Source organism: Tepidimonas sp. (assembly GCF_036825565.1).
Classification (GTDB): domain Bacteria; phylum Pseudomonadota; class Gammaproteobacteria; order Burkholderiales; family Burkholderiaceae_C; genus Tepidimonas.
Window position 1 is genome coordinate 13,163 of sequence record NZ_DAISXZ010000010.1, and the last position, 14,220, is coordinate 27,382.

At 70.2% G+C, this 14,220-nt stretch carries 14 protein-coding genes and 1 pseudogene; 3 read left to right on the plus strand and 12 right to left on the minus strand.

The genetic code is table 11. The features are described 5' to 3' along the window. The 3 genes and pseudogenes from V7026_RS02880 to V7026_RS02890 form a co-directional block, all read right to left on the minus strand. Window positions 1-377, minus strand: a pseudogene (locus V7026_RS02880) (site-specific DNA-methyltransferase); the annotation flags it as partial. 171 nt (window positions 378-548) lie between these two features. Then, the gene (locus tag V7026_RS02885; RefSeq protein WP_334153759.1) at window positions 549-950 is read right to left on the minus strand and encodes a PIN domain-containing protein; all 402 of its coding nucleotides are present in this window, start codon (window positions 948-950) and stop codon (window positions 549-551) included. Then, entirely contained in the window at window positions 943-1,173 is a 231-nt protein-coding gene (locus tag V7026_RS02890) for an AbrB/MazE/SpoVT family DNA-binding domain-containing protein (RefSeq protein WP_334153761.1), read from the minus strand. The genes V7026_RS02885 and V7026_RS02890 overlap by 8 nt, the downstream gene beginning before the upstream one ends. Before the next feature lie 124 nt (window positions 1,174-1,297). On the opposite strand from V7026_RS02890, the gene V7026_RS02895 reads away from it, so the two are divergent. After that, complete coding sequence (locus V7026_RS02895; protein WP_334153763.1) at window positions 1,298-2,233, plus strand: ATP-binding cassette domain-containing protein; 936 nt, start codon at window positions 1,298-1,300, stop codon at window positions 2,231-2,233. A gap of 6 nt (window positions 2,234-2,239) precedes the next feature. Further along, complete coding sequence (locus tag V7026_RS02900; protein ID WP_334153765.1) at window positions 2,240-3,064, plus strand: ABC transporter permease; 825 nt, start codon at window positions 2,240-2,242, stop codon at window positions 3,062-3,064. Here the strand turns inward: V7026_RS02900 and V7026_RS02905 are convergent. From V7026_RS02905 to V7026_RS02930, 6 genes are all read right to left on the minus strand, one after another. Next, complete coding sequence (locus V7026_RS02905; protein WP_334153767.1) at window positions 3,004-4,650, minus strand: ATP-binding protein; 1,647 nt, start codon at window positions 4,648-4,650, stop codon at window positions 3,004-3,006. The genes V7026_RS02900 and V7026_RS02905 overlap by 61 nt on opposite strands. Beyond that, window positions 4,643-5,770, minus strand: a complete 1,128-nt coding sequence (locus V7026_RS02910; RefSeq protein ID WP_334153769.1) for an FIST signal transduction protein — start codon at window positions 5,768-5,770, stop codon at window positions 4,643-4,645. Before V7026_RS02910 ends, V7026_RS02905 begins: the two co-directional genes overlap by 8 nt. Window positions 5,771-5,862: 92 nt before the next feature. Beyond that, complete coding sequence (locus V7026_RS02915; protein WP_334153771.1) at window positions 5,863-7,020, minus strand: alanine--glyoxylate aminotransferase family protein; 1,158 nt, start codon at window positions 7,018-7,020, stop codon at window positions 5,863-5,865. Between the two features lie 95 nt (window positions 7,021-7,115). Continuing rightward, window positions 7,116-8,243 (minus strand): YbdK family carboxylate-amine ligase, encoded by a 1,128-nt coding sequence (locus tag V7026_RS02920; RefSeq protein ID WP_334153772.1) that lies wholly within the window; start codon window positions 8,241-8,243, stop codon window positions 7,116-7,118. Window positions 8,244-8,253: 10 nt separating this feature from the next. Further along, complete coding sequence (locus tag V7026_RS02925) at window positions 8,254-9,486, minus strand: cation:proton antiporter domain-containing protein (RefSeq protein ID WP_334153773.1); 1,233 nt, start codon at window positions 9,484-9,486, stop codon at window positions 8,254-8,256. A 2-nt stretch (window positions 9,487-9,488) separates the two neighbouring features. Next, window positions 9,489-10,352, minus strand: a complete 864-nt coding sequence (locus tag V7026_RS02930; RefSeq protein ID WP_334153774.1) for a class I SAM-dependent methyltransferase — start codon at window positions 10,350-10,352, stop codon at window positions 9,489-9,491. 102 nt (window positions 10,353-10,454) lie between these two features. Here V7026_RS02930 and V7026_RS02935 point away from each other — a divergent pair, with 102 nt between their 5' ends. After that, a complete protein-coding gene (locus tag V7026_RS02935) occupies window positions 10,455-11,045 on the plus strand; it encodes a hypothetical protein (protein ID WP_334153777.1) in 591 nt (196 codons plus the stop codon). On the opposite strand, the gene V7026_RS02940 is transcribed toward V7026_RS02935, so the two are convergent. The 3 genes from V7026_RS02940 to V7026_RS02950 form a co-directional block, all read right to left on the minus strand. Beyond that, on the minus strand, window positions 11,006-11,296 hold the full coding sequence (locus tag V7026_RS02940; protein WP_334153779.1) for a hypothetical protein: 291 nt from the start codon (window positions 11,294-11,296) through the stop codon (window positions 11,006-11,008). The two genes, V7026_RS02935 and V7026_RS02940, sit on opposite strands and share 40 nt — an antisense overlap. Before the next feature lie 94 nt (window positions 11,297-11,390). Beyond that, the gene (gene htpG / locus V7026_RS02945) at window positions 11,391-13,328 is read right to left on the minus strand and encodes a molecular chaperone HtpG (RefSeq protein WP_334153781.1); all 1,938 of its coding nucleotides are present in this window, start codon (window positions 13,326-13,328) and stop codon (window positions 11,391-11,393) included. 117 nt (window positions 13,329-13,445) lie between these two features. Further along, the gene (locus V7026_RS02950) at window positions 13,446-14,216 is read right to left on the minus strand and encodes a pseudouridine synthase (RefSeq protein WP_443082309.1); all 771 of its coding nucleotides are present in this window, start codon (window positions 14,214-14,216) and stop codon (window positions 13,446-13,448) included. Window positions 14,217-14,220: the final 4 nt, after the last annotated feature.

A 14,220-nucleotide genomic window follows, 5' to 3' on the forward strand; every position in this document is an offset into this window, starting at 1 on the left:
TCGCGCAGAAACTGCCGCAACAGCACGAGGCGCGGGTACATCATGCACAGCCAGCGGTCGTGCCGATCCAGCGTCTCGCCTTCCTTGCCCACCACCTCACCCAGCCAGCGACGAATCTCCGGGCTGTTGACGTTGTCGTTGTACACCCAGCCTTCGTTGCCGGTGTTGTAGGGCGGGTCGATGTAGATGCACTTGACTTGCCCGGCGTAGCGCGGCAAGAGGGCCTTCAAGGCGTGCAGGTTGTCGCCCTGCACGATGAGGTTGCCGCTGTCGGCAGCGCCGCAAGAAAACTCCGGCACCGGCTCCAAGAGGCGAAAGGGCACTTCCTTGTGGTGTTTGACGACGGCTTCTTTGCCGATCCAGTTCAGTGTGGGCATGTGGCCTCGGGACCTCCGCCCCGGAGTCTAGCAATCGGAAGCAGCGGGCCTTGGCACAACCCACCGATGGCCGAGGCTTTGTGGCAGACCGACGGGCAGCCTGAGACCGTCCGATGGCGCTTTCGGTCGGGCCGGCGTGCTGACGCGCGACTGAACGCCCCGCATCCCGCCTCACCCCCTGAAAGGATCGACCACCCGCAGCCGGCCACCGAACCGCTGGCCGTGCTGCAGATCCTCGGTCAGCAGGGTGCCGGCGCCGCTTTGCAGCGCGCTGGCGACGATCAGCGCGTCGTACCATGCCAGGCCGTGACGCGCCGCGAGGTCGAGCGCGAGGTCGTGCTCCGCCTCGGTCAGCGGCGCCACGCGGCAGCAGGCGCGCACGGCGGCCAGCCACGCCTGGATCTCCGCCCACGGCAGCACCAGCTTGCGCCGCGCCACGGCCACCGCCTCGTTGAGCACCTGCACCGACACGATGCCCCCGGCGGCCACGAGCGCCTCGGCGATGTCGGCCTTGCGCGTGTCGGCCGACAGCAGGTAGAAGAGGACGTTGGTGTCCAGAAACGCGTCAGGCACGCTCCTGAGCCTGCTCGCGGTCGACGCGGAAGTCCGCCGGCACGCGGCCCCGCAGCCGCCGCAGCGCCCGCAGGGCTGCCGGCACCTCGGCGGGGCGCACCGCCCAGCGGTCGCGCTGCAGCGCGACGATCTCGACCTCGTCGCCCTCCCGCAAGCCCAGCTCGCGCACGACCGCGGCCGGCAGGCGCACGGCCAGACTGTTGCCCCAGCGGGCGATCTGCATGACGCTCTCCGCTCTTTCGCCAATGGATATACAGGAATATCCATCGGGGACAAGACCGTAAGACGGGTCTGCCGCTGACGCCGACGTGCCGGCCGGAACCTATCCGCCACGGCACAATGCATCCATGGCCGAAACGTTGCTGCACATCGACGGGCTGACCAAGCGCTACGGCGGGCGCGCCGTGGTGGAGGATCTGTCGTTGGCGATCGCGGCGGGCGAGTGCGTCGGGCTGCTCGGGCCGAATGGGGCGGGCAAGACGACCACGTTGCGCATGGTGCTGGGGCAGGTGGCGCCGGACGCCGGTTCGGTGCGGGTCTTCGGGCTGCCGATGCCGCAGCAGGCCCGCGCGATCAAGGCGCGGCTGGGCGTGGTGGCGCAGTTCGACACGCTGGATCCGGACTTCACCTGCGCCGAAAACCTTCTCGTCTACGGGCGCTACTTCGGGCTGCCGCAAACGTCGCTGCGCGCGCGCATGGGGCCGCTGCTGGAGTTTGCGGCGCTTTCGCACAAAGCCGATGCGCGCCCGGGGGAACTGTCGGGCGGGATGCGGCGGCGCCTGAGCCTGGCCCGGGCGCTGGTCAACGACCCGGCGCTGCTGCTGCTGGACGAGCCGACCACCGGGCTGGACCCGCAGGCGCGCCACCTGATGTGGGAGCGGCTGCAGCGCCTGCTGCAGCAGGGCAAGAGCATCCTGCTGACGACGCATTTCATGGACGAGGCCGAACGGCTGTGCCACCGGTTGGTGATCGTCGATCGCGGCCGGCGCATCGCCGAAGGGGCCCCGCGCGCGCTGATCGCGCAGCATTTGGAGCCGGAGGTGATCGAGCTGTACGGCGAGCAGGGCCAGCCGGACGTGGCGGCGCTGTTGGACGACGAGACGCGCGCGCTGGCGGGCCGCATCGAGACGCACGGCGAGACGACCTTCCTCTACACGCGCGACGCGCGCCCGCTGCTGGCGCGGCTGGCCGGCCGGCCGCAACTGCGGCTGCTGCACCGGCCGGCCAACCTGGAGGATCTGTTCCTGCGCCTGACCGGCCGGCAGATCCGCGCCGAAGGATGAACCCCGATGCGCGACGCCTTCAACCCCGCCTTCTGGGCCCCGCCGCGGCCGAGCGGGCGCTTCGTGGCCGTCTGGCGGCGCAACCTGCTGGTCTGGCGCAAGCTGGCGATCCCGAGCCTGGTCGGCAACATCGCCGAGCCGTTGATCTGGCTGGTGGCGTTCGGCTACGGCATGGGCGCGCTGGTCGGCAGCGTGACGCTGCCCCTGCCCGGCGGCGGCGCGCAAACCGTGCCCTACCTGGTGTTCCTGGCCAGCGGCAGCGTCTGCATGAGCACGATGAACGCCGCCACCTTCGAGGCGCTGTATTCGGCGTTTTCGCGCATGCACGTGCAGCGCACCTGGGACGGCATCCTCAACGCCCCGGTGACGCTGGACGACATCGCGCTGGCCGAGATGCTGTGGGCGGCGTTCAAGGCCCTGTTCACCGCCACCGCCATCCTGCTGGTGATGCTGCTGCTGGGCATCGGCCACAGCCCAAAGCTCGTGCTGGCGTGGGCGGTGCTGGCGCTGGCCGGCGTGACGTTTGCGAGTCTGGCGCTGGTCTTCAATGCCCTGGCCAAGGGCTACGACTTTTTCACCTACTACTTCACGCTGTTCCTGACGCCGATGATGTTCGTCTCGGGCGTGTTCTTCCCGCGCGAGCAGCTGCCGGGCTGGGTGCAGGCGGTCGGCGAAGCGCTGCCGCTGACGCACGCGGTGCAGCTGGTGCGGCCGCTGTTTCTGGACCACTGGCCGGCCGAGGCGGCGCGGCACCTGGCGGTGCTGGCCGGCTATGCGCTCGCGGCGTTCTGGCTGGCGCTGGCGCTGACGCGGCGGCGCTTTGCGCGCTGAGCGTCGGCCAGCACCTGCTGCAGCGCGGCGCGCTCGATCGGCTTGGCCAGAAAGCCGTCCATGCCGGCCGCCAGGCAGCGCTGGCGGTCCTCGCCGAAGGCGTTGGCGGTCAGCGCGACGATGCGCAGCGGCGCGCGGCCCGGCTGCGCGGCCTCCCAGCGGCGCAGCGCCTCGGTGGCCTGCAAGCCGTCCATCTCCGGCATCTGCATATCCATCAGCACGAGGTCGAAGGCGCGTTGCTGCGCCAGCGCCACCGCGGCACGGCCGTCGTCGGCGAAGGTGACGCGGTGGCCGGCGCGCGTCAGCAGCGCCTCGATCACGCGGCGGTTGACCGGATGGTCCTCCGCCACCAGGATGTCCAGCGGCAGCACGGCCCCGGCCTCCTCGTCGGCGGGCACCGGCGCCGCGCTCGGCGGGGCGGCGGCGTCCTGGGCCGGCTCGGCCGGCGCCAGCGGCAGCGTGACGGTGAAGGTGCTGCCGTGCCCCGGCGTGCTCTGCACGGTGAGCGCACCGCCCATGCGCTGCACCAGCTCGCGGCTGATCGCCAGCCCCAGCCCGGTGCCGCCGTAGCGGCGGTTGGCAGCACCCTCCCCCTGCACGAAGGGATCGAAGATGCGCGCCAGCTGCGCCGGCGGGATGCCGATGCCGGTGTCGTGCACCACCCATTCGGTGCGCCAGCGGCCGTCCGGCTGCGGCTCGGCGCGCACCGCCAGCGTCACGCCGCCGCGGTCGGTGAACTTGATGGCGTTGCCGACCAGGTTGAACAGCACCTGGCGCAGCCGCGTGGCGTCGCCGCGCATGCGCGGCGGCAGCGCCTCGCCGCCCTGCACCGTCAGCATCAGGCCCTTCAGGCGTGCGGAGGCCTGCATTGCGCCTTCGATGTCGCGCAGCAGCGCGCGCGGATCGAACGCCTCGTCGCGCAGCTCCAGCCGGCCGGCCTCGATCTTGGACAGATCCAGGATGTCGTTGACGATGTCGATCAAGTGCCGCGCCGCGCCCAACGCGGTGGTCAGCGTCTCGCGCAGCGTCGGCTCGGCGGTGTGGTCCAGCGCCAGCTCCAGCATGCCGACCACACCGCTCAAGGGCGTGCGGATCTCGTGGCTCATATTGGCCAGAAACTGCCCGCGCGCGACGTTGGCGGCCTCGGCGCGCGCGCGCAGCTCCTCGGTTTGCTCGTGCTGGCGGCAAGCGCGGCAGGCCAGCGCCAGGCGCTGCCAGATCGGCAGCAGCGCACGCTCCACATCGTCGTCCACCGGCTGCGAGCGCAGCCACGCGATCCAGCCAAAGTCTGGCAGCGCGGCGCGCTGCCAGACACCGCCGTCGTGCGCCGGCCGCGCCTGGCCCAACGCCGGCACCGGCCAGTCCTGTAGCGGCGGCAGGTGCTCGCGCACGCGCGCCGGGTAGACCAGCACCGACGCCGCGTCGCCCTCCCACACCGCGCCGGCGCGCGCACCCAGGAGTTTGAGCGCCGTCGGCACGAAGCGGCGAAGCATCGGCTCCAGGTGCAGGTCCTGCCCGATCGACAGCGCCAGCTCGTACTGCAGCGAGACGATCGCCAGATTGCGGCGCAGCAGCTGTTCAGGCATCGGCGTCGGCGGCCAGCGCGGCCAGCACGATGGTCTTGTTGTAGAACTCCAGACAGGTGTCGCCGCCGTTGGCCACCTCGCCCAGCGTCAGCACGCCAGCCAGCGCACGGTCGCCGATGACGGCACGGATGGCGGCCAGCTCCTCGCCGAAGCGCTGCTCCAGGTACAGCACGCGGCTGATGCAGTCGGCCACCAGCACCGGCCCGCGCGTGGCGGCCAGCGCCTGCGCGCCGCGCGCCGCCGCCTGCACCAGCGCCTGCGGGTCGCCGCGCAGCAGATGCACCAGGCTGTACGGCGGCACGTCGCCAACGCAGCGCAGCCCGCTGCCTTCGATGGTGATCGGGTCGCGCACCACCAGCCGGCCATCGGGCGTGTCCAACCCGAACGGGTAGCCCTTGGCGACGTCGAAGAAGCCTTCCGGCGCCGGGTCGCGCCCAGCGTCGCTGCGCACCGCGTCGCGGTAGACCTCGTAGGCCGGGCGGTGGTCGAGCGATTCGATCACCGGGCCGTGGCCGCCGGTGACGACGAACGGGCCGGCCAGCGGCTGCCAGCCGTGGTCCACGCCCAGCGCCAGCCGCTCGCGCAACAGCACCAGCTGCAGCGCATCGGCGCGCAGCCCCTCACGGCTGAACAGGCACGGGCGCGGCTGGAAGCTGAGGCTGCCGGCCCCGCCGCCGAAGTAGGTGACATCGCTGCCGAACTGGTCGTACACCGCATCCAGCGCCGCGGCGATGCGCGGTGCAAGCCCGTCGACCCAAACCATCACGGCGGCCACGCCGTCCGGCGCCGGCAGCGCCTTCGCCAGCGCCGCCGCGGCGTCGGTGTCGTCGCGCGACAGGCCGTCGACGTGCACGACCTCGAAGGCGCTGGGCCAGCCGACGACGACGTAGCCACGCTCGTGGTTGTCGCCGCCGTGGATCAGCTGCGGGAACACGCCGCCGGCCGCCGGCACCGGCAGCTGCGCCAGCCACGCATCGACGTCTGCCGGCGCGAGGCCGTTGGCATCGGCCGCCCAGACGATCAGGCCGCGCGCACCCCTCGCCAGCGCTTCGGCGGCCAGCCGCTGCACGGCAGCCGGCGTGGGGTCGGGGGTAAAGGCAACGAAGGGTTCGGTCAGCATGGCAGGGGGTGCTGGTTGAGGGATTTTTAGCGAATTCTAGGTTGGCTGTCGCATTTTTTTCGCGAATGGACCGACCCCGCCACGCCGCCCTGTCAGGCCACGGCAGCCGGCGCGCGTTCGTGCAGGCCCAGCGCGTCCAGCGCCTGCCGCAGGTGGCCGACGGTGCGCTCGACGTGCAGCAGCTTCTCCAGCCCGAACAGGCCGACGCGAAAAGTGCGAAAGTCCGCCGGCTCGTCGCACATCAGCGGCACGCCGGCGGCGGCCTGCAGCCCGACGGCGGCGAACTTGCGACCGCTGGCGATCTCCGCATCGTCGGTGTAGCTGACCACCACGCCCGGGGCCTGAAAGCCCGGCGCGGCCACGCTGCGCAGCCCGTGCGCCTCGAACAGCTCGCGCACGCGCCGGCCGAGCTCGGCCTGCGCCGCCTTCATCGCGGCCCAACCGTGGTCACGCGTCTCCTGCATCACGTCGCGCAGGCGCGCCAGCGCGTCGGTCGGCATCGTGGTGTGGTAGACGTGCCCGCCCTGCTCGTAGGTCTCCATCACCTGCAGCCACTTCTTCAGGTCGCAGGCAAAGCTGGTGCTGGTGGTGGCATCGATGGCCTGGCGCGCGCGCTGCGACAGCATCACCATGGCGCAGCACGGCGAGCCGCTCCAGCCCTTCTGCGGCGCCGAGATCAACACGTCCACGCCGCTGGCGCGCATGTCCACCCACATCGCGCCGGAGGCGATGCAGTCCAGCGCGAACAGCCCGCCCACCGCGTGCGCGGCCTCGCCCACCGCGCGCAGGTAGTCGTCCGGCAGCATCATGCCGGCGGCGGTCTCCACGTGCGGCGCGAACACCACCGCCGGGCGCAGGGCGTGGATCGTGCGCACCACCTCGTCCAGCGGCGCCGGCACCCACGGCGCCTGCAGTTCCTCGGCCACGCGGCGGGCCTTCAGCACATGCGCCTCGGCCGGGATGCGGCCCATGTCGAAGATCTGCGTCCAGCGGTAGCTGAACCAGCCGTTGCGGATGACCAGCACGCGCCGCGCGGTGGCAAACTGGCGCGCCACCGCCTCCATGCCGAAGGTGCCGCTGCCCGGCACCAGCGCCACCGAGTGCGCGCCGTACACCTCCTTGAGGATGCCGCCGATGTCGGTCATGACGCGCTGGAAGCGCTTGGACATGTGGTTGAGCGCGCGGTCGGTGTAGACGACCGAAAATTCGAGCAGACCGTCCGGGTCGATGTGGGGCAGCAGGCCGGGCATCGGTGTCGTCTCCTGGGTGGTGGATGCGGGAAAGCGCGCACCCACCCGGCACCGGCGTCCCCAAAGGGACGGGGCGGACCGGGGGCGCGTGCCGGTCAGCTTAGCACGCCGTCGCGCAGCGCGTCGACCGCGGCGCGCACCACCGCCTGGATGCTGCCGGTGCGCGCATGCACCGCGCGCAGCTGGCGTGCGTGGTTGCCGACCGCGCCAGCCACGGCCTCCAGTTCCGCCATCGCCGCCGCGCTGCCGAGCGCCTGCGCGTGCGGCTCCAGCCGCCGCAGCGTGGCCAGGATGTCCTCGCGGATCGACAGCGGCTCGCGCGTGCGTGGGTGCACCAGCGTGCCCTCCAGCCCGAAGCGGCACGCCTGGAAGCGGTTGTAGGTGTAGACGAGGTAGTCGTCCTCCTGCGGCGGCTCGCCGCCTTCCACCAGGTGGCGGCACAGCGCCTGCAGGTAGCACGCCAGCGCGGCGGCGCGCTCCACCGTCAGCGGCGTGTCGCAGACGCGCAGCTCGATCGTGCCGTATTCGGGCTTGGGGCGGATGTCCCAGTAGAAGTCTTTCATCGACTTCACGACCCCGGTGGACTCCATCTTGCGGAAGTAGCCCTGCTCGAAGTCATCCCAGCGCAGCACGAACGGCGCGCGGCCACTGAGCGGAAAGGCGAACACCGAGTTCAGCCGCGCCGAGTCGAACAGCGTGTCCGCCCCCTGGAAGAACGGCGAGGAAGCCGACAGCGCGATGAAGTGGGGCACGTAGCGGTTGAGCGCATGCAGCAGGAACAACGCCTCGTCAGCCGATCGGCAGCCGATGTGCACGTGTTGGCCGAACACAGTGAACTGCTTGGCCAAGTAGCCATACAGGCCCGAGAGCTGCTGGAAGCGCGGCTTGTCGAAGATGCGCTGCTCGAACCAGCGCTGGAACGGATGCGTGCCGCCGCCGGCCAGCTCGACGTTGAGCCGCTCGGCCGCCGCGAGCAGCGTGTCGCGGATCGCGCGCAACTGCGCCAGCAGCGCGTCATGGCGCGTGTGCACGCCGGTGGCGATCTCGATCATGCTCTGCGTCATCTCCGGCGTGACGCTGCCGGGAAACGGCACGCGCTTCAGCAGCGCGAGCAGGTCGTCCGCACTGCTCGACAGGTCCTGATCGTAGGTATTGACGATCTGCAGCTCCAGCTCGACCCCCATCGAGAGCGCATCGGACTGTTTGAACGGCTCCAGCGGCATCGACCACTCCTCAATGCGGCGGGGACGCTGACGCCCCCCCACGGTCTGGCCCGCTTGGGGCCAGCACGGCTTCGCGCGCGGCGACCAGCGCCCACTGGCTCACCCAGGGGCCGAGCAGTTCCAGCCACAGCAGGGCGGCCGTCAGGTGCCACAAGGCCTCGGTCGCTGGCGGCAGCCCCAGCGCGATGCTGCGCTCCAGCAACAACAGGGTCATGGCGGACATGGGCAGCAGCGCCACGCCGGTGAGCACGCCCTTGCGCACGGTCGTGCCGCTGGGCACGGCCAGCGCGGCGTTGAACGCCACCGGGATCAGCACCCGCGCCGCCAGCACCACCGCCGCGGCGGCCCACACCGCCCCCTGCGTCAGCGCGCCCCACGACATGCGCGAGCCGACGTAGACGAACAAAAACACCCCCAGCAACAACCCCAGGGTGCCGAAATCGCGCTGGGCGTTGGCGACGAACACCCGGCGCTCGCGCAGCAGCACGCCAAAGCTCAACGCCGCCAGCAGCGGCGACAGACGCAGCGCGTCCGCAACAACGGTCAGCCACACCAACGCGAGCGCGTAGCCCACCGTGGGCGCGGTGGACGTGCCGAACGGCCCGCGCACCAGCGCTGTCACCATCACCGCCAGCGCCACCCCCAACGCCACCGACAGGCCGACGGCATACACGCTGCTCAGGGCGGCCTGCACCCAGTCGCCTTGGGCGCTCAGGTGCCAGTACCCGGACACGCCTTTGACGAACAACACGGCCAGCACGGCCTGGATGGCCGCCAGATGCAGCACACGCTCGGTCACCTGGCCGGCCGCACGCAAATCGTTGGCCACCCGCAGCAGGCTGGCCGGCGACGCGGCAACCGCCTCCGCGGCCACCAGCGGCCGCCACTCGGCCGCCACACCAACCGCCCCCAGGGCCCAGGCCACCGCCGCAAAAATCGCCGCCGACTGCGCCACCCCGGTCACCAACACCCACGGATTGTGGCGAAACCAGCCCAGGTGGATGCGGCAGCCCAGCTCGAACAGCACCAACGACAGCGCAAACTGCGCGAGCAGCGCCGCGCCCCCGCCCTCCGCCACCGAGCCCGGCGCCAACCCGATGGCGCTACCAACCAAGCCCACCGCGACATAGACGCTCACCCGCGGCACGCCGCGCGGCTGGGCAAGCTCGGCCAGCCACCAGGCCAGCCACAGCAGCGCGGGCCACACGACCAGCGCCGCCAGCTTCGGATCGAAACCAGCCATGGTCATGCGACCGCGAAACGCGCGCGCAGTTCCCCCAGGCCCAGTTCATCGAGCATGCGGGCCAGGCGCTCGGCCGCGCTGCGCTTGCGCCGGCCGGTGCGGCGCGCGACGATCAGCTCGTTTTTCATCGAGTGCTCCCAACCCACCAGCTCGGTCACGGTCACGTCGTAGCCGCTCGCTTCCAGCCGCAGACAGCGCAGCACATTGGTGACCTGGCTGCCAAACTCGCGCGTGTGCAGCGGGTGGCGCCACAGCTCGGCCAGCGGCGTGCGCGCCAACTGCAGCGCCTTGTGGCGGCGCAGCGCGGCGGCCACCTCGGCCTGGCAACACGGCACCACGACGATGGCGCCGGCCCGGCGCTGCAAGGCAAAGTCGATGGCATCGTCGGTGGCCGTGTCGCAGGCGTGCAAGGCCGTCACCACATCCACCTGGGCGGGCAGCGCGGCCATCGCCGCGCGCACCGTGGCGGCCACGAAGTGCATGCGCGCAAAGCCCAGCCGCTGCGCCAAGGCGGCGGAACGCTCGACCAAATCGGGCCGCGCCTCCACACCCCAGACGGCACCCACCGGGCGCGCCGCGAAAAAGCGGTCATAGAGCAAAAAGCCCAGATACGACTTGCCCGCCCCGTGGTCCACCATGGTCACGTCGCCGCGCTCGGCCACGGCCGCCTGCAGCAAGGGCTCGATGAACTGCAGCAGGTGATTGACCTGCTTGAGCTTGCGGCGCGAATCCTGGTTGAGCCGCCCGTCGCGCGTCAGGATGTGCAGCTCCTGCAGCAGCGCGATCGACTGGCCGGGATGCAGTTCGGCCAACACCTCGGGGAGCGGACCCGCGGGCACGCGCCGGGGGGATGGGGGTCGGGTCATGAGCGAATCATACGGCCGGGGTTGCCCCCGCTACACACAGGCGCCCACGGCGGTGCTAGGATTGAAACCGGCCGGGGCTGCGGCCCGGCTGAGGAGACTGCTATGGGCACCATCGTCGGCTACGTGACGCCAAACCTGCCGGAAAACAAACTGCGGCGCTACCCGACCAAGGTCATCAACATCGTCGGCGGCCCGGGCTGTGACAAATCCCTGTATTCCTCGGCCATCGTGCTCAAGCTGCACCTGATGCACAAGACCGTGGAATTGGTGCCCGAAGTGGCCAAGACCCTGGTCTGGCAGGGGGACCACGAAGCGCTGCGCAACCAGTACGGCATCGCGCTGCACCAGTTCCGCCTGCTGGAGGTGCTCGATGGTCAGGTGCAGTACCTGGTAACCGAAGGCGGCCTGCCGCAGCTGCTCTACTACAACGCGCGCCACCCGGACAACGTCTGCGACGTGGACAAGGCGCGCCGCCAGATCCTGGAGTGGTACCGGCAGTTCGACAACGTCAACGTCTTTGCCCAGCGCGACCCGGACAAGCCCTATATCCGCGCAGGCCGCTTGCAGGACGAAAATCGCGCGCGCGAGATGGACAACGAGATGCGGACCCACCTGACTGCCGAAGGCATCAAGTACACGCTGCTGCCCCCGGATCACCGCAAGATCATCGAGTTTGCCAGCACGCTGGGGTAGGTGCCCGCCGGGGCAACCGACCACATGGTCAGGTCCGTGCGGCCCGCCGCCACGACGAAATGCCTGCGGCCGCCCCACAGCATCCGCAGGGCAGTCAGCACGGACAACAGGATCGCCGCCGCACATGGCCCCTCGCCCACCAGCAAGCCCAACGCCAGAGCGCCGAGTAAGTCGGCAAACACCAGCAGATTGGCCTGCAGCACCGGCTGGGACCAGTAGCGGTCCCGCAAAGTCGGGGGTTCCGCCCCCATGCGCCGTGCCTCCTGTTGGCTGGCCGATCGCCGCACCGCATCTTACGCGGCGGACGGCGCCCACCCCGGCGCGGGCCCCGCACGGGGGCGGCGCTCAGGCCACCAACAGCGCGCTGACGCGGCGCACATACGCCGCCGGATCCTCTGGCAGACCACCTTCGGCCAGCAGCGCCTGGTCGAAGAGGATGTGGGCCAGGTCCTCGAACCGCGGGTGCGACTCGAGCTTTTGCACCAGCGCATGGCTGGGGTTGACCTCCAGGATGGGCTTGACCTCCGGCGCCTTCTGGCCCGCCTGCTTGAGCAGGCGCGCCAATTGCATGGAGTATTCGCCGTCCTCCACCACCAGACAGGCGGGCGAATCGACCAGCCGCGCCGTCACCCGCACATCCTTGGCCTTGTCCTTGAGGGCGTCCTTGAGCTTGTCGAGCACGGGCTTGAAGGTCTCGGCCGCCTGTTCGGCCGCTTTCTTTTCTTCCTCGTCTTGCAGCTTGCCCAGGTCCACCGCGCCCTTGGCCACGCTTTGCAGTGGCGTGCCGTCGAATTCGTGCAGGAACGACAGCGCCCATTCATCGACGCGGTCGGTCATCAGCAGCACCTCGATGCCCTTCTTGCGGAAGACTTCGAGCTGCGGGCTATTCTTGGCGGCAGCCAGCGTGTCGGCGGTGATGTAGTAGATGGCCTCCTGGCCTTTCTTCATACGCGCCTTGTAATCGGCCAGGCTGACGCTGACGGCGTCGCTGTGGGTGGAGGCAAAGCGCAACAGCTTGGCGATGCGCTCGCGGTTGGCAAAGTCTTCGCCCAGTCCCTCCTTGAGCACGGCGCCGAATTCGGCATAAAAGCGGCTGTACTTGCCGGCCTGCCGCTCGGCCTCGGCCTTCTCTTCGGCGCTGAGCTGCTTCCACGCCTCGCCAGTGGGCAACACGTCCTTCTTGGCCAAGTCTTCCAGCATGGACAGCACGCGGCGCGTGTTGCCGTCGCGGATGGCCTTGACGTCACGGCTTTCCTGCAGCAGTTCGCGGCTAACGTTCAGCGGCAGGTCGGCCGAGTCGATCACGCCCTTGACCCAACGCAGGTACGCCGGCATCAGCGATTCGGCGTCGTCCATGATGAAGACGCGCTTGACGTACAGCTTTACCCCGCCGCGCTTGTCGCGGTTCCACAGATCGAACGGCGCCTTGGCCGGGATGTAGAGCAGTTGGGTGTACTCGGTGCTGCCCTCAACGCGGTTGTGGCTCCACGCCAGGGGCGCTTCGCTGTCGTAGCTCAGGTTCTTGTAGAACTCGATGTACTGCTCGTCGCTGATGTCCTTCTTGGGTCGCGTCCACAGGGCGCTGGCGCTGTTCACCGCCTCCCACTCGTCTTGGAGCACGTACTCGCCCTTGTCCTTGTCCCAGACCTCCTTCTGCATCAGGATGGGCAGGCTGATGTGGTCGGAATATTTGCCGATGATGGACTTGAGCTTCCAGCGGTTAAGGTAATCGCTCGCGTCGTCGCGCAGGTGCAGGATGACGCTGGTGCCCCGCGCGGCGCGGGTGATCGTCTCGGTGTCGAAGGCGCCGCTGCCGTCGCTGCTCCAGCGCACGCCCTGCTCGGGCGGCAGACCGGCGCGGCGGCTTTCCACCGTGATGCGGTCGGCCACGATGAAGCCCGAGTAAAAGCCGACACCGAACTGGCCGATCAGTTGCGCGTCCTGCTTCTGGTCACCCGAGAGTCGCTGCAAAAAGTCGCGCGTGCCGCTCTTGGCAATGGTGCCCAGGTGCTCGATGGCCTCGGCCTCGCTCATGCCGATGCCGTTGTCGGTGATGGTGATGGTCTTGGCCGCCTTGTCGAAGGCGACGCGGATCTCCAGGTTGGGCTGGTCCTCGTAGAGCGAGGCGTCGGCCAGCGCCTCGAAGCGCAGCTTGTCGCAGGCGTCGGAGGCGTTGGAGATCAGCTCGCGCAAAAAGATGTCGGGATTGGAGTACAGCGAATGCGTGACCAGGTGCAACAGCCGGGCCACTTCGGCCTGAAAGGCGTGGGTGTGCTTGCTCATGGGGCTCGATGGTTAGGCGGAGAGTCCAAGCGATGACGGTGGGGCGCGCATACCCTGTGCGCACGCGCCCCTTGCCGCCGCACAGGTGGGGGCGGGCGCCGCCGTTTCAAGGCCCGCTCAAAAGCGCTCGTGCTCGCCCAGATAGCGCCATTGGCCGGGCGGCAGCGCCCCGAGCGCGACGCGGCCGATGCGCACGCGCTTGAGGCCCACCACATGCAGGCCCACCAGCTCGCACATGCGGCGTATCTGGCGCTTGCGGCCCTCGGTGAGCACGAAGCGCAACTGCTCGGGATTGATCCACTCCACCTGCGCTGGGCGCAGCGGCACCCCGTCCAGCGCCAGCCCGTGGCGCAGCCGCGCCAGCGCCTGCGCCGGAAAGACGGCCTGCACATTGTGCACCACCACCCCGGGGCCCTTGGGGCCGCTCGGGGCCCACTGCACGCGCACCAGGTACTCCTTGTCCACCGCCGAGCGCTCGCCCACGATGGCCTTGGCCGCCCGGCCGTCCTGCGTCAACACGAGCAGCCCGGTGGAGTCGATATCGAGCCGACCCGCCGGCGCCAGCCCACGGGTGTGCGCCGGCTCGAAGCGCCGCGGGGAGCGGTCCTCGCGCCAGCGGGTCTGGGGCCGAATCAGGGTCGCGGCGCTGGGGTGACCGTCCTCCGGCTGGCCGCTGACATAGCCCACCGGCTTGTGCAGCAGGATGGTGACCTGCTGGCGCTGCTGCGCGCGCGCCGGCGGCGCAACCTCCACGCAGTCGGCCTCGCCGACGAGCTGCCCCAGCACGGCCGGCTGGCCATTGACGCGCACCCAACCGCGCGCAATCCAGTCGTCGGCCTCGCGGCGGGAGCACAGGCCCAGCTCCGCCAGCCGCTTGTTCAAACGCATGCTC